Below are 18,143 nucleotides of genomic sequence, written 5' to 3'. Positions count from 1 at the left end.
TGCTTGGAGTCCTATACAGCGTTCACGTTTGTTATCGGTCTCTCGATAGAGGAGCCAGCAATCAATCGAACTGCTATATAGAAAGCTTTAGTTGCAGCTAAAGCCTGGGTCTCACTTTACCCTGAAGTTGGTTTTATTATCCATACAAAGCCATCAAGGTGATGCGTTACATCGGCGGTTTTGGTACGGAGTTCAGTGTGTTTTGCTGGTTCAGTGGGGCACACCTTATGGCAGGCGTTAGGCAAAAAGGATAGTTAGAATGAAAATTGAAGTATTGGAAGATCCTTATTATGAAGGGTCTATATCACATGAAACTGGGCCATTTAAAAAGTGGCTTAAAGTTAAGCACCCAGAAGTAGAATTAGTCGTACCTGAAAACAAATCTAAGTTTGACCTTCATGACTATACGCTAGTGATGCCGCTAGTTAACCTTGCAACAGACATGAGTCTAGTCAATTATCTTACGTTGGTATTGGTGTATACAAACTACTGTTTCAAAGGAAGCTTAAAATCTGACAGTAATGAAGTGTCGATCAATGTCAGATACGAAAATGAAAATACAGGTGAGAAAAAAGAGTTTAACTTTAAAGGCAGCGAGACGGCCCTTAAAGAAAGCATAAAAAAGTTTGATGTTAATAAGTTTATGGAAAACGCTTAATGTTTGGGTTGGAATTGCTAAATGGTTACGTAGCCGAAAATGATGATAAAACCATCGAAATATTAACGCTGATAGATAGTAGACGTTATGACGAAGCCTTTCGTATATCAAAGAGCTACAAACTACAAATTGAAAGTTTAAAAGATAGTTTAAGTGACAGTGACAAAAAAAATGAAGCGTACATATTAACTGCTTTTTATAATCTTCTTGGTCATGTCCCGTTGTTCTGGAGTAAGTTAGAGAAGGGTAATTATTACGACTCATGGTGGAAGCTACAAGACGCTCTCGATGCAATTAGAACTTTGAAAAAGTTCCATGAATTAGAAAATACGGTAATAAAATTCTTTGAAGAACAACTTTTAGCTATAGAGTCGCTATACCCGTATACACTTTATTCTAGCCCTGGGTTCATTGTTGAAAGGTTTGAATGCAGTATTTGCGGAAATGACATGGATGGTGATGACTGTTTGCACTTAAAGGGGGAGCTCTATTCTGGTGAAATGGCAATAGCCATAGCGAAAGACCTAAAAGACATAGATCATTTTGCCTTTGTCACTAACCCTAAAAATAAGCGGCTAGCGATTGGAAGCGATGATAACCCACAATTCGGTCTGTTTCGTGAGTTGACCGAACACTTTGATAAAAATAATTACAGCCCGTTGGGTTTCTCTAATGTTAAGAAGGTGGAATTTATGCGACCTGATGAAAGGTGGCAGAAGTTACCTCGAAATGAAAAGTGTTATTGTTCTAGTGGAAAAAAGTTTAAGCATTGCTGTATAAATAACAGAGAGATTCGGCATGTACATGTCGACTTTGTTGGAGCGCATATTTTTGCTAACAAGGCCAACAAGTGTGACACCTTACACTCGGCAGTTTTGGTTTGACGTTAAGTTGGCTTGGTGAGTTCGGTGGGGCGCATCTTATGGCTGGTGTTATGAGGGAAGGCTTTTTGTTTATTAAAACAGCGGTGCCGGATTTCAGCAATACATAGGACCTAAACGTCGTTAGGCCCTGATTAGAGATGCTAGTTAGTATTAAAAACTACTTAGCAATAAAAGGCTTCAACAGTTCCTTTTAGTGTTATCAGAAGAGGTTGTCCGCGACGGTCCAACGCTTTAGGTGATGGGATCTTTACCCAACCTTCACTGATACAATATTCTTCGACATCAAAACGCTCTTTGCCGTTAAGTCTAATACCGATGTTGTGCTCGAAACATTCAGCCACATGATGTGGGCTACGAGGATTACCTGAAAGGTGATCTGGTAAAGCTGGTTGCGATTTAGTGTCGTTCATGTTTGTGGCTTACTATAAATAAAAAGTGCGCTATTGTAGTCAATAAGGGCCTAACGCATCAAGAGATACAGGTATAAATCTTGTTGATACATATGTTAATCTGACATTCTGCTTTAAAAACAATAACTCACACCTTGCATATGATATTGGCAGTTTCGTAAATCTACTTGCTAACTAACATCTTGGGCACTGGTTTTACGGTAAACGCGTAGTAATTTTCGTGGTTATCGTTTTGAATTTGCTTGAGGCTTCTTATTGCAGGGGGTATGTATTACAAAAAGCTCTCTGTTTTCTCATTATTCAGTGGCTTGTTGCTTATTATTGGTGACTAGGGATAATGACCTTCTTTGCCATACTTATAATGTTGTCTGCAATGCGCCTTGATAAATTTGTTTGTAAAAGTACCGATCTGACGAAAAATGAAGCAATCCAGTTGATAAATGCTGGGGAATTGAGAGTTAATGGTGACGTTATTGTAAATGAAGCAACTCAGGTCCATGAAAACAACAAAATAACTATCAATGGTGAAAGGCTGAAACCTCGCAGCTTTCGCTACATTCTGATGCATAAACCAGCTGGTACCATTTGCTCAAACATTGATGAGGTTTATCCATCTTTATTCAACTATATAGACGTTGAGAAAGCCTCTGAGCTTCATATAGCAGGGCGTTTGGATGCAGACACAACTGGTTTGGTTCTGATAACTGATGATGGACGTTGGTCGTTCAATATAACTACGCCTACTAGGCAATGTGAAAAAGTTTATCGTGTTGGTTTATATCGCCCCCTTGCAGATGATGTTGCTTTCAAATTTGAAAATGGCGTTAAATTACAGGGTGAACAGAAATTGACTATGCCAGCAGTATTAGACGTTATTAGTCCAAAAGAGGTACTCTTAACTATAACTGAGGGCAAGTTTCATCAAGTTAAGCGCATGTTTACTGCTGTTGGTAATCGTGTTGTTTCGTTACATCGAGAGAATATCGGTAAAATATCTCTAGATGTTGGGGTTGGGCAATGGCGCTATTTAACTGCAGATGAAGTACAGTCATTTCTCAATTAATCTTTTTTGCAATTGTGTGTGACAAAGGTCTCGGCTTAATTGTTCGTGATTTAGCCGAGTTCGGGAAGATTGCTAATGATTGATGCCGTAGCGATTTATCCGATGCTGTTAAGTTGCTACAAGCGTAACATTTTTAGATGAAATGATTAGGCTCTTTTGGAAAGAAGGAATGCTCCGGTCTAGTCTGGTATTTACCAATAGAAATGAAGGAGGTATGTTAAACTCGGAAGCATCCGTGGTTTAGTACGTGAGTGATTATTATGGCAAAAGTTAATTTTACGCTTAAGGCGTCACTTTTATCTGTTTTGTTTTGGATAATGGAATCTTTAATTCATAAGTTGTTTTTTTTAGACAATTTTGAAATTATTCCTGTTGAAGCAAATGAGCTTTGGATGAGAGTCGTAATCGTCATATTGGTAATTTGTTTTGGTCTTTATGCTGACTTTCAAACGAAAATACTGTTGGAAAAGGAAGAAGAAAAGCGGTTAATATTTAAGGCAACGGTTTGTTCCTCGCAGCATATTGTTAACAATCTATTGAATCAAATGCAATTCTTCAGAATGAAAGCAGATGAACATAATGCATTCAATAGTGAAGTAATTGAATTATATGACCAATCTCTACAGGAAGGTGAAGATTTGATGGCGTTATTAAGCAATGTGGACGAGATTACAGAGAAAAATATCCGGATGTCTGTGTCACCTAAATGATTAAATACTGCATAAAAGTTGTATGTTTTAGTCGTGATAATAAAACATTATATGCGAAGTTTTCTATCATTTCGGGGACACTAGCTGAATAGGGTAAATTGTTAATATCAATAGGTGATTATGAAACTTACAGCTTTAGTTGATAATAAGCGGTTAGACAATAGGACGGACCTTGTGGTTGAAAGAGGATTGTCTCTGCATGTAAGTTCAATGGGGCGGCAGATATTATTTGATGCCGGCAGTAGTAAAGCTTTTTGCGATAATGCCATCTTGCTAAACATTAGAATCCAAGATGTAGATGCTGTGGTTATTTCTCATCGTCACCATGATCATTGTAACGGTGTCAGTCATTTTCTCGACAGTAACTCAAAAGCTCAGATATATTTTCGAGAATGTGAGAAAACAGATTATTGTTTTAAGGCTTTTGGCTTTAAAAGTAACGTAGGCATTGATAAAGCTCTATTAGACAAGGTTAAAGATCGGTCTAGTTTTGTCCGCCAGACGACAGAGATATTTCCTAATATTTTTGTTATTACAAATTTAAGCGGCAAGTATGAACAGCCGAAAGGTAACAAATACCTTTTTACAAACTCTGGACAAGGTTGCAAGCCTGATACATTTGATCATGAGTTACTAATGGTAATCAAAGAAAGCGATGGGCTTATAATCTTTACTGGCTGTGCTCATAGTGGTGTTCTCAATATGGTAGAGACTGCTGTTGAGCTTTTTCCAAATACCAGAATTAAGGCAGTTGTTGGTGGGTTTCATTTAGTAGGGGTACCACTGTTTAACAGTATTGGTGGCACCAAGGAAGATATTGAGGCTATCGGGCAAGCGCTACTAAGTTATCCAATCGATAAGTTATACACTGGGCATTGTACAGGTATGAAGGCATATGGGTTACTTAAAGGTGTGCTTGGTGATCGTCTTGAATACTTTCCAACAGGGCGTAGCGTAGTTATTTAGCTTCGATGCGCATACAAGGTAACGCCTTGTGACTATAAGGTGTAGTGCTCCAAATGAGTATCGTGATACTGGTCGATTTAGAGTACTATGTCGGCAATTGAGTATACTGTAGTTATCTATGACCATTGAAGTTAAAAATCTGCTAGAGCCTGAAGTTACATGTGCCAACTGCCAAGCTTGCTGTTGCCGTTTAGAAGTTATGATTATTTCTGATACAGGTGTACCAGAGGAACATATTGCAACTGATGCGTGGGGTGGGGAAGTCATGGCACGTTTAGATGATGGTTGGTGTTCAGCCTTAGACCGCGATACCTTGATGTGTACAATCTACGAAAATCGGCCATGGATTTGTCGAGAATTTGAAATGGCTTCGTATGAGTGTATCAATGAACGTAACGAAAATATGTAACAGTTTCACTTAGCGCCAATTGGCAGATGATTTCTTCTTATTTGCAGTCGTCTCAGGTGTGCTTTGCAAGTGTCGCAGAACACACCGATTTTTAATTGCCGTATGCGTTTATAGAGGTAGAGGTAAAGAGCCTCTGCATACAGAGCAAACATGCCGTCTAGTTTTCGCTGCGGCTTAGGCGTCGAATAATCTCATCATGCTGAGGATATACCTCCAGAAGGGTTTCTTGACTAAATAGCTCAAAATCTTCAAAAGTAAAACCTGGCGATACCATACATCCAACTAAAGAGAATCCCGGTTTATTCATCGCTGAACCAAATATGCACCCTTTGGGCACGAGAAATTGAGGCCGTTCTCCTGCCGCAAGATCAAGGCCTAGCTGGGCTGTCGTCAATTCACCTTGTTCTGAGATCATATAGATAGTGAGTGACTCTCCCGCGTGGAAGTACCACATCTCATCGGCAGTTAAGCGATGAAAGTGTGAAACTTCGCCAGTACGCAGCAGAAAATAAATACTGCTCCATAGCGAGCGAGTTTGGTCAAAATTGCTCTCGGAATTATATGAGGAACGATAGTATCCACCTTCGATATGCTGTTCCAGATCTAGATGTTGGATGAATTCTTCGGCTGTTTTCAAAAGTAATACCTATTTTTTAAAAAAGACCATTTGGCGAGAAGTAACATGCTGTAAATGAAGCGTTTAGACCACCATTTATTTAGGTATGTGAATGTAGCAAAGCAATGAAGCTGAAGCAATGATAGGCGACATTGGAGTGTCGCTAAAACGGCTACCTTCCTACTCATCACTTCTGCCTTTTTAGTTAATTAAATCAATTGTCTGTTTCAGCTGTCGGCGTACACTTTTAATTATAATTGCAATCATTGGGTGGTCACTGCTATGAGAAGAATTTTTCAGGTTTTATTGCTAGTGTTTGTCGTGACGGCGTGTTCAGAACAAGTAGCTAAAGAAGCGTTAGGAATACTGGAGCGTGACAGGGTCATATTGACAGCAACATCAAGTGAGATAGTTCGCCAACAGCCGATCAAAGAAGGCGAGTTGGTAAAAAAAGGTGATGTTTTGGTGCAGCTAGATACCAAACAACAGGTTGCTATCTTTACACGCGTTAAAGCCGAAGAAGCGAAAGCTGCTGCTTACCTCTTAAAATTGACCAATGGTGAGCGCCCTGAAGATATTGCGGCCGCGCAGGCCAGTGTTGAGCGTGCGGAAGCAACCCTGAGAGAGGCAGATAATACCCATCGCCGAGTCTCAAAGTTGGTCGCGCAAAAACTCGCGAGTTATTCGGAACGGGACAAAGCAAGAGCCGAACGCGATGCTGCTCAGGCGGATTACCATTCTGCAACAGAAAACCTCTCCAAGCTTACCAGCGGTGAACGTCCCGAAAATATTACCCAAGCTCAGGCTTCTCTCGAAGCTGCAAGCGCTGAAGTTGCACTCCAGCAACAAATTCTTGATGACCTGACAATCATTGCGACCAGGGATGGGGTGCTAGATAGCCTGCCATACAATGTTGGTGAGCGTGTATCAATGAGCAGCATTGTTGCAGCTATTCAGGCTGATACCGTACCCTATGCGCGAGTCTATGTTCCGGAGCCATACCGAGTAAAGCTTAAAGTAGGCGACAAGCTCACTGTACATGTCGACGGTCTAGTAGAAAGCTATATCGGTACTTTACGGTGGATTGCGACAGAACCATCGTTTACACCTTACTACGGCTTGAATGAACAGGATCGCGCTCGTTTGGTTTATCTCGCTGAAGTTGATATGCCGGAGGAAGCCATGGAGCTTCCGGCAGGCATTCCCGCCCAGGTGGAGATGCCCCATGAGTGATAATGCGATTGTGGCAAGGCAGCTTACTCGGCGCTTTGGTCGTTTTACCGCAGTTGACGGGCTTGATCTTGTTGTTCCTGCTGGCAGTATTTATGGGTTTCTGGGTCCGAATGGGTGCGGAAAATCGACAACCATACGGATGCTGACGGGGTTGTTAAGCCCAACTACGGGAACTGTGGAAGCTCTAGGTTTGGCTATTCCAAAGCAGGCTGAACAGTTACGTTTGCGTATCGGATACATGACACAAAAGTTCTCGTTGTACGAAGATTTAACCGTCAGAGAAAATCTACAGTTTATTGGCCAGATTTTTGGTATGTCGACGAAGTCATTAAAGTTGCGCATCAGTGAGCAGTTATCTACCTATGGCTTAGATCGGCTTGTTAGTCAGCGTGCCGGAAGTATGAGTGGAGGCCAGAAGCAGCGTTTAGGGCTTGCGGCGGCAACAATGCATCGACCCAGTTTGTTATTTTTAGATGAACCGACTTCGGCAGTTGATCCGGAAAATCGACGAGATTTTTGGGAGCAGTTATTTGATCTCAGTGATCAGGGTACGACGATATTGGTTACCAGTCACTATATGGATGAAGCAGAGCGCTGTCATGGGCTAGCTATCATGGAGTCGGGTGTTGTCAGAGCTGATGGCTCCCCTGAAGATCTAATGCAAAATATGGGTGTGACCGTTGTCGAGGTACAAGCCGCAAACCTTCGCCAGTTGAAAACAGAGTTATTGAAACGAAAAGAGATACGGTCTGCAGCTCAATTGGGGATCCGTCTGAGAGTGTTGGTCGATCAGCACGTCGCTGAACCTATTACATGGCTTAGAGAGCAATTTCCATATTTAGTGAAGGCAGAAATGACCGTGGCGCGCCCAAGCCTTGAAGATGTGTTCGTGACTTGTACCGGGGAGGGAAGGCAATGAACAGTCTCTTTCGCATGAGGGCGATAATGGTGAAAGAGTTTCGTCAGCTTTCACGTGACCGTATTACCTTCGGCATGGTTGTAATGATACCGCTTATACAGTTGCTGCTCTTTGGTTATGCGATCAACACGGATGTCAGAAATATTCCTGTTGCTGTTGTTGATCAAAGCCATTCGGCCGTCGGGCGACTTATTACCGAATCGGTGAAAGCAACGCAGGTTGTTGTGGTAACTGAAGCTTATTCAACGGCAGCAGAAGCAGAGCAGGCAATAACCAACGGCACGGTAAGGGCTGCTTTGGTGTTACCTTCGGATCTGGCTCAACGGATTGTACAGCGGCGTACCGTCGGTCAGTGGCTGGTGGATGGGTCGGATACGATGATTAGCTCGGCGTTGCTACAGTTACAAACGATGCCATTAAAGGAGCTGGTGAATTATCAACCGCCCGGTGAAACAACTTTCGACGTCGCTTTGTATTTTAATCCCTCAAGGCGTTCAGCAGTGAATATTGTGCCGGGTTTACTTGGCGTTATTTTGACGATGACAATGATATTGTTCACTTCGGCAGCTATTGTGCGCGAACGTGAACGGGGCAATTTGGAACTCTTGATTACAACGCCGGTTCGATCTCTTGAGCTGATGATCGCAAAAATCATTCCCTACATTTTTGTCGGGCTGATTCAGGTAGGCATCATTCTTGGCCTTGGGCATTTCATATTTTCCGTGCCGATTAATGGCGATTTGTCACAGCTGTTGTTCGGCACGTTGTTATTTATCTCGGCCAGCTTGACGCTGGGGTTAGTGATATCGACCATTGCGCAGACTCAGCTTCAGGCAATGCAGATGACCGTGTTTATATTACTTCCGTCTATTTTGCTGTCGGGTTTTATCTTTCCTTACGAAGCGATGCCTGTAGCTGCCCAGTGGATATCCGAGATACTGCCAGCGACGCATTTTATGCGGTTGATACGGGGAATTGTATTACGAGGTGCGGATCTGCTCGATTTGTGGCGAGATGCTATTTGGTTGGTAGGGTTTACTCTTCTCGGACTGCTAGTTGCGTCAATGCGATTTAAGAAAAGTCTTGATTAATAGGATGTTATAGTCACAAAGATCGGCAGTGTTCTCAGTTTGCAAGAAAGAGATGGTAGCCAGCATTCACTCAGGAGATTCACAATTGAATGGGGGTAAAATAGTGCTGCTCTTGTACTGGCTACCATCATAATCAGATTGAATTTTTGTATACGTTGAATTTTACGTTAAAATAGGAAGTGAAAAACAGAACAAATAAATCACAAAGGTTCCTCTTTTATGAGCAGTCAAAGGCTAAAAATCCAGTTTCAACGTCTCTATAGTCATTTTTCAGGTGAGGACTGCGAAACCAATCTACAGGATATTGCTGAAGTGCTGTTCTGCACCCGACGTAATGTGCGTATGGTAATCAACAAAATGGTTGATAAGGGCTGGATAGACTGGCAGCCTGCCGTAGGCCGGGGGAAGCAGTCGACACTTGTTTTTCATAGTTCTGACAGTGAATTACAGTATATGCACGCCAGAAAGCTGGTGGCAGAAGGAAAGTTGGAACCGGCACTTGAAGTCTTGGAAAATAATGCTGATAAGCTCGTACAGCTTATCCAGGAACAGCTTGGTCATACAACTGCACAAGGTAAGCAGATTGTACGTTTGCCGTATTATCGAGCCTTCAGCAACTTGAATCCGTTGTGTCCTTTACGCCGCTCGGAACAACATTTAGTCAGGCAAATTTTTAATGGACTAACCCGAATAAATGAGGAAAAAGAGGAAGTCGAAGGCGATTTGGCCCACCATTGGGAAGCACTATCCCCCCGACACTGGCGTTTTTATATCCGTCCAGCAGTCAGGTTTCATGATGGTAAGCTACTCGACAGTGAAGATATTGTTGTGACTCTTGAGCAGGTTAAAAAACAACGTTTGTTCAAGCATATACAAAGAGTCGATTCACCTTACCCCAATACCGTAGATATCTACCTCAAAAGTGATGACTGCCGATTGCCTGAGTTAATGAGCAATGTCCTTGCTGTCATTCAGAAAGCAGATGCTGAACATGATAAGGACAATGAATTATTTCCTGTCGGGACGGGTCCTTACCGTGTAATTCAGAATGACAAGCAGCGCTTTAAGCTAGAAGCTTTTGACCAGTATTTTGGGCTGAGAGCACTAATCGATGTTGTTGATATTTGGATGTTGTCAGAGGTGGCTTCTTGTTACCTACAGCCAGCAGCTGACGGCAGCCAGTTGAGTGGGGTGAGTGTTTCTACTCGTTTGAAATTAGATGAAGGGTGTAATTACCTCCTATTTAATCGCACGACAGGGTTAGCGAACAATGATGAATGGCTGAGCTATTTACGAAGCAAGTTAACTCCTCTGAATATATTACCCTTGCTCGACAAAGACGAGATCGGTGATTTCCGCCTTACTAATGCTTATGGCATTCTCCCTGGTTGGGCTCACGTTCCGCTTAGTGCCGAAAACACGTCAGTGCCCGCTAAACGAAATGTTACCCTGGCATTTCCGCATCAACATCCTGTCTATCCCCATGTTGCAGCAGCGATGCGGAAACTATTGGCAGATGATGGCCTAAAGCTGAAAGTATTGGAGCTGTCAACGATGGAAATTTTATCAGGCAAGCATGCTGAAAAAATAGATATTTGGTTGGGGGGGATGAGTCTAAGTAATTATCGAGATGATGCAATTTTGTCCTGGTTCTATAATTTTGACCATATTGCCAGAGCAATGCCTAAGAATGAGTTTGATGAACTTGAGTATGACGTTGCACAGTGGCGTGCGGATCAAGCAGTAGAATCACCTTGCCAGAACATCGGGGCGAAGCTTGTTCAAAGCGGGCAGATCTTACCGTTATTTCATAATTGGCTAGGAGTTGATAACACTGGCTCGATTCAAGGTATGCAATCTAACTCGATGGGGTGGTTTGACTTTAAATCAGTGTGGATGAAGCCGGATCACTGATACTCAGAAAGATTCTCGTCTTCATTGGGGCTGAATGGATAAAAAAGAACAGGTCTTTTGGCCTGTTCTTTTTTATATTGGACCAAAGACGTTTATATGGTTTAAGGACTTTCCGGCTCCCAATCTTGGCTGGTAAACCACTGGCCGATTGGGCGCCATACCACATCTATCATGGATTTGTACCAAGGGGCTTTGTTAGCACTTTCTGCCGCCAGAATAGGTTGTTCGGTTAGCAGTTCGTCATTGAGGTACCATTCTATTTTACCGACTTGTGCGCCTTTCTCTACAGGTGCTTCAAGCTCATTGTTGTAGAAAATCTTGTGTTCAATATTTTTCCGTTGGCGCCTAGGTACAGTGATTGTACCGCCATCGGCGACTTCAAGCGCAATTGTAGAAGGTGAGCCGTACCAGATTTTGAGAGGGGGTAATTCTTTGTCACTGAACTGCGGGGTAATATCCTGAAAGAATCGGAAGCCCCAGGTGAGTAGTTTTTTGCTTTCAGTCCTGCGTGTATTTACATTCTCAGTCCCCATCACGACGGCAATAAGCCGCTGGCCATTTTGCTCTGCTGATGAAACTAAGCTGTATCCGGCTTGTTTGGTGTAACCTGTCTTCACTCCATCGACATTCAAGGAAGTATCCCATAATAGGGCATTGCGATTTCCTTGTTTTATCTTTTGGAAAGTGAATGATTTTTCTTTAAAAAAAGGATAAATCTCAGGGAGTTCGTTGATCAGGGCACGGGTTAGTAACGCGATATCATACGCTGTTGTATATTGATCTTCAGAATCAAGGCCGTGAGGGTTGGCAAAATAGCTGTTCATCATGCCTAATTTTTCGGCTGTATTGTTCATCATATCGATAAAGGCGGGTTGATGACCGGCAACATGCTCTGCCAGTGCGACAGTGGCATCATTTCCAGACGATATAATTACCCCTCGATTAAGATCGTTGACCGAGACCTCATCACCGACATTAAGAAACATCTTGGAGGAGCCGGGGAATTTTTTTCCCCATGCATTCTCACTGATAGTTACTCTGTCATCAGCGGTGATATGACCTGCCTTCAGCTCTTTTCCGACGACATAGGTAGTCATAATTTTAGTCAGGCTTGCAGGAGCTAAGTGCGTTTGCTCATTCTCGCTGGCAATGATTTGTCCGGATTGATAGCTCATAAGCACCCAAGCCTTGGCTGCGATATCTGGGGGGCTGGGCATAGGCTCTGCTCGAATTGAAAAGGCAAAGCTGGTGGTACAGAGAACAGATACTAAAAAGAGGTGTTTGCTAATTTTCTTTAATGTCATAGCTCTAAGACCTTCAATAGCTTGCTAACAGCGCTATATTTAGCTTAGTAAAAACTTGCCAAGAGCAGGATAAATTTTACACCAGCCCTCCGCAGTAAGGCTGGTTATGTTTTTAGTGGTCAGATGATGTAATAGAATGGCTTGCTCATTGCTATAGCTGGTAGTACTTCACTGCATCTGCCAATCATTGTCGTTTGCGTTTGATGTAAAATGAATAAATAGAGAAAGTGATGAAGGCGACATAAATTTACTAATTGTTTCATTAGTTGCGTACTTGATTACTCACTTTGCTCTATAACTGGCATTTGTTAAGGGGATGTTGCTTGTTTTGGTTGGCTTATCGGGATGCTTCACGTTAATCGTTGATGGCTATGTGTAAACTTACAGGTAGGTCTTTTTTCTCAAGGAGCAGAGATACAGGATGAAAGTTCAATCGCTTGTATTTACTTTAGCTGGATTACTGGCAGCGACACCGGCAATGGCCGCGAGCTCTGGCGTTGATTTAACTCAATCTACCGTTGGATATGTGGCCTTGTTGGTTTTTGGTTTGGCGTATTGTCTGGTGATGGGGGAGGAGTATTTACAGCTTCGTAAGTCTAAGCCCGTTTTGCTTGCCGCAGGTATTATCTGGTTGATGATCGGGGTAGTCTTTAAAGAGCAAGGCCAAATCGAAGTCGCAAAGAGTGCGCTGGAACATAACTTACTAGAATATGCAGAGTTGTTACTGTTTCTGTTGGTAGCCATGACTTACATCAGCGCGATGGAAGAGCGCCGCTTATTTGATGCGTTGCAATCTTGGATGGTGAGCAAAGGTTTTAATTTTAGAACCTTGTTCTGGCTAACTGGTATTTTGTCATTTTTCATATCACCGATTGCCGACAACCTGACAACAGCATTGTTGATGTGCGCCGTGGTGATGAAAGTAGGCGGCAGTAATATTCGCTTCATCAATCTAGCCTGTATTAATATTGTTGTTGCAGCCAATGCTGGGGGCGCGTTCAGCCCATTTGGCGATATTACGACGTTAATGGTATGGCAGGCGGGTTTGGTATCGTTCATGGAATTTACCGATCTGTTTATTCCGTCTTTGGTGAATTACTTGGTTCCTGCGTTGATTATGTCGCTGTTTGTGCCGAAGGCTCAGCCAAATACTACAGGTGAATATGTTGAGCTGAAACGTGGGGCCCGTCGAATTGTCGCCTTATTTATCCTGACTATCGCTACTGCTGTTGCTTTCCATGGCTTGGTCCATTTCCCGCCGGTGATCGGCATGATGATGGGATTAGGCTATCTGCAGTTTTTTGGCTTTTATCTCAGAAAAACACTTCCTCGTTCGTTGGCTAAGAAAAAAGCAACAGCGCTGGCCAATAATGATGAGGCGGCATTGAAGCGTCTTGGTTCTGTGGTTCCGTTTGATGTTTTCAAGCGTGTATCACACGCTGAGTGGGACACCTTGCTGTTTTTTTATGGCGTTGTAATGTGTGTAGGCGGACTTAGTTTGTTGGGCTACTTAGGATTGGTTTCTGATGTTCTGTACAGCCAATGGAACCCTGTCTGGGCGAATATCATGGTGGGGGTACTTTCTGCTATTGTCGACAATATTCCAGTGATGTTTGCAGTTCTAACGATGCAACCGGATTTGACCTTGGGAAACTGGTTACTTGTTACTCTTACAGCAGGGGTCGGTGGTAGTCTATTGTCGATAGGCTCAGCTGCCGGAGTTGCATTGATGGGCGCAGCACATGGTAAGTATACATTTTTCGGTCATCTAAAATGGATGCCAGTTATTGCGTTAGGGTATGCGGCAAGTATTTTGTGTCATCTGCTGCTGAACCATCAGCTATTTTAAGTCCGATTATGATGACAATGTGAAAGTCAGGCATGCATTGTCAACGTTGAGTTTTGGCTATCGGTTTAGATAAAAAGGCGCTTTAGAGCGCCTTTTTATCTAAGCTTTAAGCTTAGTTACTCAACGGCTTTCTTTAATGCCGCAATAAATACATCGATATCATCGCGGCTGATATCTAAATGTGTCACTAAGCGCATCGGGTTACCTGCGCTTATCAATATTTCTTCCCCTTTTAGTTCCTTTACAATCTGGAGCTGATCAATAGCAGAGTCAACGTTGGCAAAGAGCATGTTGGTTGTGACATGCTCGATGTTGACATTAAAGCCCTCGATATTTGTTAGCTTCTGAGCGAGGTACTTTGCATTTGCATGATCGTGACGAAGGCGATCGACATTTTCGGTCAGTGCAATTTTACCTGCCGCGGCTAAAATGCCTGCCTGGCGCATACCGCCCCCTAATACCTTACGCCAACGACGTGCTTTTCGAATCAATGTGCTGTCACCGAGTACGAGTGAGCCAATCGGCGCCCCAAGACCTTTTGACAGACAGATAGTCATTGAATCAAAATGCTGGGTAATCTCAGTAATATCAACGTCTAATGCGACGGATGCGTTATAGACTCGAGCACCGTCAAGGTGGAGTTTGAGATCATGCTGATCCACAAATCCTCGTGCTTTTTGTAAATAGGCGAGCGGTAATACCTTGCCATTAATTGTATTTTCAATGCTCAACAGCTTGGTACGGGCAAAATGCGGATCGTCTGGTTTGATGGCTGCGGCTAGTTTTTTAAAACATAAAGTGCCATCTTTTTCATTTTCAATCGGCTGGGGCTGTATAGATCCAAGCACCGCCGCACCGCCTCCTTCGAATTGGTAATTATGGGCTTGTTGACCACAAAGATATTCATCTCCACGCTCACAATGTGACATCAGTGCAAGCAGGTTCGCCTGCGTTCCAGAACTACAAAACATCGCGGCTTCAAAGCCGTGTCGCTCTGCTGCCCATAGCTCCAACTCATTAACTGTTGGATCATCTCCGTAAACATCATCACCAACCATTGCTTCCGAGATGGCTTTGCGCATAGCTAAAGATGGCTGTGTGACGGTATCAGAGCGAAAATCTATCATTACTGCTTCCTCGGGACTTTGCTTATTATCGTATATGTATATCAATACCGTATTTTGACGAATGATTCGTCTTATTGTGACTGTTAGCTGAGATAGTGTGATCGAAATCAACCTTAATGGTGAATGATTGTGTTGTTTTTGTGAATCTTTATCGAGGTCTCGATATCTTGGCTAAAATATAATCAGGTTGGGGTCACAATGGAGGCCGAGAAAATGTTAGCTGAATATCGGCAGTTTGTTCTGCCAAGGCAGAGAGGATTACATGCTGAAATAATAATTATTCCGACTGGAGAGTTAAAGGTTAATATCAAGGAGAAAAATAATAGCCTAAAAGCTGAGTTTGATGAGCTATATTTTCATTCAGCAGGAAAGGAAACTGAATTGGTCTGTCGTGACCAATTAGGTACAGAATCAGTTCGCTGGCATTTGCATTTAGCTAACGATGATGCGAGAGAGTTGGCAATGTTGATTGAATCTGCAGAAGAAGAATTTGAAGCCTTGATGCGTGATCTGTAACAAACTGTTCTGTTTTAATTGTATTTCTAGTTTTATTGGTCAAAGCCTTGCCTATAGCAAGGCTTTGTATTTTATAACATTTATTTAAGAAGCTGATGTATTTGGTGGATGAAGTATTCATACCGTTTTGGAAGTGGACGATGCTTTTTCCTGATCAGATATAGCTTCTCATAGACAGACTTATTTAGCGAAACAATATGTATGTCTGATTGTTCGGGAAAGCTATTCACTGCTTTTTCCGGTAATACGGTATAACCTAATCCTAGAGATACTGGTAAGAGTATTTGGCTAAGCTGGTTTATATAACCAGCAACATTCAATGTTTCAATACTATTAAACTTACTATCAAAATTAGCCTGAATTACCTGGCTGACATAATGCTCGCCATCAGGATGGTTGATAAATCCAAGATGGTTAAGCTGATCCATATTCATTTCACTAGTTTTCATTCCAGCAGGAACGACTAGGCATAAAAGATCGATACCAACGGCTTCTTGCTCTAATTCTGCTGACGATACCTTTTGCGTAATTATGCCAAGTTCTATTTGGTTGGTATTGAGGCTCTCAATAATACGTTTATTCGGTGCGGCTTCAAGTTGGATAGTAAGATCGGGGTGTGCCAGTTGATGTTGTAAAAAATGTGGATATAGGTATGTGGCCAATGCTCCGGAACAGGCTAGTCGGCATTCTCCAGCGAAAGGGTCATCGTTTTGTAACTCTTGGTATAACGCTGACTCTTCGTCACGACGGCGGCAGCCATAGCGATAGAGGGTTTCGCCGGCTGGGGTGAGTTCAAACCGCTTGCCGAATCGCTGCAGTAAAGGCGTACCGGTTTGCTGTTCCAATTTCTTAATATGCTGGCTGACGCCGGGTTGAGTCATGAACAATTTTTCAGCCGTTTGGGTGAAATGTCCCACTTCGACCAACATGATGAAGGTTTGGAGCCATTGGGTGTTTATCATGATTACAGTTGATAACAAAAAATTATTAAAATAAGAATATTTGATAGTATATATTTTTCAAGGAAAAACTTGATGCTAAGCACAGTTGAGAGAGCAGTGATGAAGGCAAGAGGAATCAATTTATGTCGATGCCTTATCCTCGTACATTCTCTCATATTGGCATTTCAGCCCCGACCTTAAAGCGACCATGACTATTTATCCGGCCAGTACCATGGTGGTTCGTCGAGCATGCCCTGACCGCGAATAGTGGTTTGTCCCAGCTCTTTATCCAGTTCGACAGCATGACAGTCTGGGTGTTCGTTTAAAGCGGCTATAAGCCGACTCGCGTGGGAAACAACCCATACCTGAGAGTTTTCCGATGCGTGAATGATTAACTTGGCTAAAGCTGGCAATAGATCTGGATGTAAGCTAGTTTCAGGCTCATTTAGTACCATCAGGCTTGGAGGGCGAGGTGTAAGCAATGCGGCGATCAATAACAGGTAACGGAGTGTTCCGTCGGAGAGCTCGCCGCCAGTGAGAGGACGTAATAAACCTTCTTGATAGAATCCTAATGAGAATCGTCCATCTTCGTGTTGGACGATATTAATACGTGCACCGGGAAAAGCATCGTTAATGGCTTTGTCGAGTGCAGTTTTATCACCAATTTCGCGGATGGTCTGCAGAGCGGCGGCTAAATCTCTACCGTCATGATGGAGAACAGGAGTGCGTGTTCCCAGTTGTGGCTGTCGGGCAGGCGCTTCTTTATCAGTACGGAAGTGGTCATAAAATCGCCAGCTGCGAATTCGTTCTCGCATATGGAAGACTTCAGGCGCGGCAGCAGGATCTGCGATCTGATCAAACATACTATTGAAATGGCTGATATGCTGAGAAGCAATCTGCCAGCTTCTTTTCTCTCTAATTCTGATCAGCGGGCCTTGACGAGCCACCAATTGGCTTGCCGGGCGAAAGAATGGCCCGCTCCAGATGCTTTCCTGTTTTATTTCAGGGTCAAGTCCAAAAGCAGATTGGGAGGGCTCGGGTAGGCCGAGAGAAATAGAATAACCGAACTCTTCTGTAGAAAAACCGAGTCGAAGTCGTCTTACTTCTTGTCGCACGACACTTTGAATCGGCACATCACCGCGTCGCATTGAAGCTGAAATGTTTTCCGGTCCGGCCCAGAAAGTAGAATCAAGCCCACCTTCAGATGCCAACGAATTCACTACGCCACCTTGTGCTGTTTCTGCCAACAGCCTAAGAGCACGATACAAGTTTGATTTACCGCTTCCATTGGTGCCTGTAATAACATTAAGCGGGCCAAGTGGCATAGTCAGCTGGAGTATAGAACGATAGTTACTGATAGATAGTGTAGTGATCATTACGTGATCTGTATAAATAAACAGTGCCGGTGATATTAGCAGCAATAATAATAGGAGAGCAATATCCTTTCTGGATGTAGATAACATTTTTGTTCATGCTTGATTCATTTTCATTCAGCTAGACTACACAGCATAGAAATGAAGATGACTAGAGAGA

General features: G+C 43.0%; 18 protein-coding genes. 12 read left to right on the top strand and 6 right to left on the bottom strand.

The window, feature by feature from the left end; genetic code table 11:
• The first annotated feature begins 259 nt into the window (after positions 1 to 259).
• Both EDI28_RS15180 and EDI28_RS15175 read left to right on the top strand, forming a co-directional pair.
• Positions 260 to 658, top strand: a complete 399-nt coding sequence (locus tag EDI28_RS15180; RefSeq protein WP_128784721.1) for a hypothetical protein — start codon at positions 260 to 262, stop codon at positions 656 to 658.
• A complete protein-coding gene (locus EDI28_RS15175; RefSeq protein ID WP_128784720.1) occupies positions 658 to 1,542 on the top strand; it encodes an SEC-C metal-binding domain-containing protein in 885 nt (294 codons plus the stop codon). Before EDI28_RS15180 ends, EDI28_RS15175 begins: the two co-directional genes overlap by 1 nt.
• 161 nt (positions 1,543 to 1,703) lie before the next feature.
• Here the strand turns inward: EDI28_RS15175 and EDI28_RS15170 are convergent, their stop codons facing one another.
• Entirely contained in the window at positions 1,704 to 1,952 is a 249-nt protein-coding gene (locus EDI28_RS15170; RefSeq protein WP_128784719.1) for a DUF3297 family protein, read from the bottom strand.
• 373 nt (positions 1,953 to 2,325) lie between these two features.
• On the opposite strand from EDI28_RS15170, the gene EDI28_RS15165 reads away from it, so the two are divergent.
• The 4 genes from EDI28_RS15165 to EDI28_RS15150 all read left to right on the top strand — a co-directional run bounded on the left by EDI28_RS15165 (position 2,326) and on the right by EDI28_RS15150 (position 5,100).
• Positions 2,326 to 3,015, top strand: coding sequence for a pseudouridine synthase (locus tag EDI28_RS15165; RefSeq protein WP_128784747.1), 690 nt, complete (start codon positions 2,326 to 2,328; stop codon positions 3,013 to 3,015).
• Positions 3,016 to 3,275: 260 nt separating this feature from the next.
• A complete protein-coding gene (locus tag EDI28_RS15160) occupies positions 3,276 to 3,725 on the top strand; it encodes a hypothetical protein (RefSeq protein ID WP_128784718.1) in 450 nt (149 codons plus the stop codon).
• Positions 3,726 to 3,845: 120 nt separating this feature from the next.
• Positions 3,846 to 4,691: an MBL fold metallo-hydrolase gene (locus EDI28_RS15155; RefSeq protein ID WP_128784717.1), complete on the top strand. Its 846-nt coding sequence runs from the start codon at positions 3,846 to 3,848 to the stop codon at positions 4,689 to 4,691.
• A gap of 118 nt (positions 4,692 to 4,809) precedes the next feature.
• On the top strand, positions 4,810 to 5,100 hold the full coding sequence (locus EDI28_RS15150; protein ID WP_128784716.1) for a YkgJ family cysteine cluster protein: 291 nt from the start codon (positions 4,810 to 4,812) through the stop codon (positions 5,098 to 5,100).
• A gap of 157 nt (positions 5,101 to 5,257) precedes the next feature.
• Here EDI28_RS15150 and EDI28_RS15145 read toward each other — a convergent pair whose 3' ends face one another.
• Positions 5,258 to 5,737 (bottom strand): cupin domain-containing protein, encoded by a 480-nt coding sequence (locus EDI28_RS15145; RefSeq protein WP_128784715.1) that lies wholly within the window; start codon positions 5,735 to 5,737, stop codon positions 5,258 to 5,260.
• A gap of 261 nt (positions 5,738 to 5,998) precedes the next feature.
• Here EDI28_RS15145 and EDI28_RS15140 point away from each other — a divergent pair, with 261 nt between their 5' ends.
• The 4 genes from EDI28_RS15140 to sgrR all read left to right on the top strand — a co-directional run bounded on the left by EDI28_RS15140 (position 5,999) and on the right by sgrR (position 10,873).
• Positions 5,999 to 6,949: an HlyD family secretion protein gene (locus EDI28_RS15140; protein ID WP_128784714.1), complete on the top strand. Its 951-nt coding sequence runs from the start codon at positions 5,999 to 6,001 to the stop codon at positions 6,947 to 6,949.
• Complete coding sequence (locus tag EDI28_RS15135) at positions 6,942 to 7,868, top strand: ABC transporter ATP-binding protein (protein ID WP_128784713.1); 927 nt, start codon at positions 6,942 to 6,944, stop codon at positions 7,866 to 7,868. Before EDI28_RS15140 ends, EDI28_RS15135 begins: the two co-directional genes overlap by 8 nt.
• A complete protein-coding gene (locus tag EDI28_RS15130; protein ID WP_128784712.1) occupies positions 7,865 to 8,959 on the top strand; it encodes an ABC transporter permease in 1,095 nt (364 codons plus the stop codon). Before EDI28_RS15135 ends, EDI28_RS15130 begins: the two co-directional genes overlap by 4 nt.
• Before the next feature lie 219 nt (positions 8,960 to 9,178).
• Positions 9,179 to 10,873 carry an HTH-type transcriptional regulator SgrR gene (gene sgrR / locus EDI28_RS15125; protein WP_128784711.1) on the top strand — a complete coding sequence of 565 codons (1,695 nt, stop codon included), beginning with the start codon at positions 9,179 to 9,181 and terminating at the stop codon, positions 10,871 to 10,873.
• A 101-nt stretch (positions 10,874 to 10,974) separates the two neighbouring features.
• Here sgrR and EDI28_RS15120 read toward each other — a convergent pair whose 3' ends face one another.
• On the bottom strand, positions 10,975 to 12,177 hold the full coding sequence (locus tag EDI28_RS15120) for a D-alanyl-D-alanine carboxypeptidase family protein (RefSeq protein ID WP_128784710.1): 1,203 nt from the start codon (positions 12,175 to 12,177) through the stop codon (positions 10,975 to 10,977).
• 421 nt (positions 12,178 to 12,598) lie between these two features.
• Here EDI28_RS15120 and nhaD point away from each other — a divergent pair, with 421 nt between their 5' ends.
• Entirely contained in the window at positions 12,599 to 14,026 is a 1,428-nt protein-coding gene (gene nhaD, locus EDI28_RS15115) for a sodium:proton antiporter NhaD (protein WP_128784709.1), read from the top strand.
• Between the two features lie 116 nt (positions 14,027 to 14,142).
• Here the strand turns inward: nhaD and ltaE are convergent, their stop codons facing one another.
• Positions 14,143 to 15,150 carry a low-specificity L-threonine aldolase gene (ltaE, locus tag EDI28_RS15110; RefSeq protein WP_199287442.1) on the bottom strand — a complete coding sequence of 336 codons (1,008 nt, stop codon included), beginning with the start codon at positions 15,148 to 15,150 and terminating at the stop codon, positions 14,143 to 14,145.
• 216 nt (positions 15,151 to 15,366) lie between these two features.
• Between ltaE and EDI28_RS15105 the strand changes: the two genes are divergently transcribed.
• Positions 15,367 to 15,669 carry a hypothetical protein gene (locus EDI28_RS15105; protein ID WP_128784707.1) on the top strand — a complete coding sequence of 101 codons (303 nt, stop codon included), beginning with the start codon at positions 15,367 to 15,369 and terminating at the stop codon, positions 15,667 to 15,669.
• Between the two features lie 80 nt (positions 15,670 to 15,749).
• Here EDI28_RS15105 and EDI28_RS15100 read toward each other — a convergent pair whose 3' ends face one another.
• Together EDI28_RS15100 and EDI28_RS15095 are read right to left on the bottom strand one after the other, a co-directional pair.
• Positions 15,750 to 16,631, bottom strand: coding sequence for a LysR family transcriptional regulator (locus tag EDI28_RS15100; RefSeq protein WP_128784706.1), 882 nt, complete (start codon positions 16,629 to 16,631; stop codon positions 15,750 to 15,752).
• A 191-nt stretch (positions 16,632 to 16,822) separates the two neighbouring features.
• Positions 16,823 to 17,986 carry an AAA family ATPase gene (locus EDI28_RS15095; RefSeq protein ID WP_128784705.1) on the bottom strand — a complete coding sequence of 388 codons (1,164 nt, stop codon included), beginning with the start codon at positions 17,984 to 17,986 and terminating at the stop codon, positions 16,823 to 16,825.
• Between the last annotated feature and the right edge of the window lie 157 nt (positions 17,987 to 18,143).

The sequence above is a fragment of the Photobacterium chitinilyticum genome (assembly GCF_004104355.1).
Classification (GTDB): domain Bacteria; phylum Pseudomonadota; class Gammaproteobacteria; order Enterobacterales; family Vibrionaceae; genus Photobacterium; species Photobacterium chitinilyticum.
This window is presented reverse-complemented; position numbering and strand designations above follow the sequence as displayed.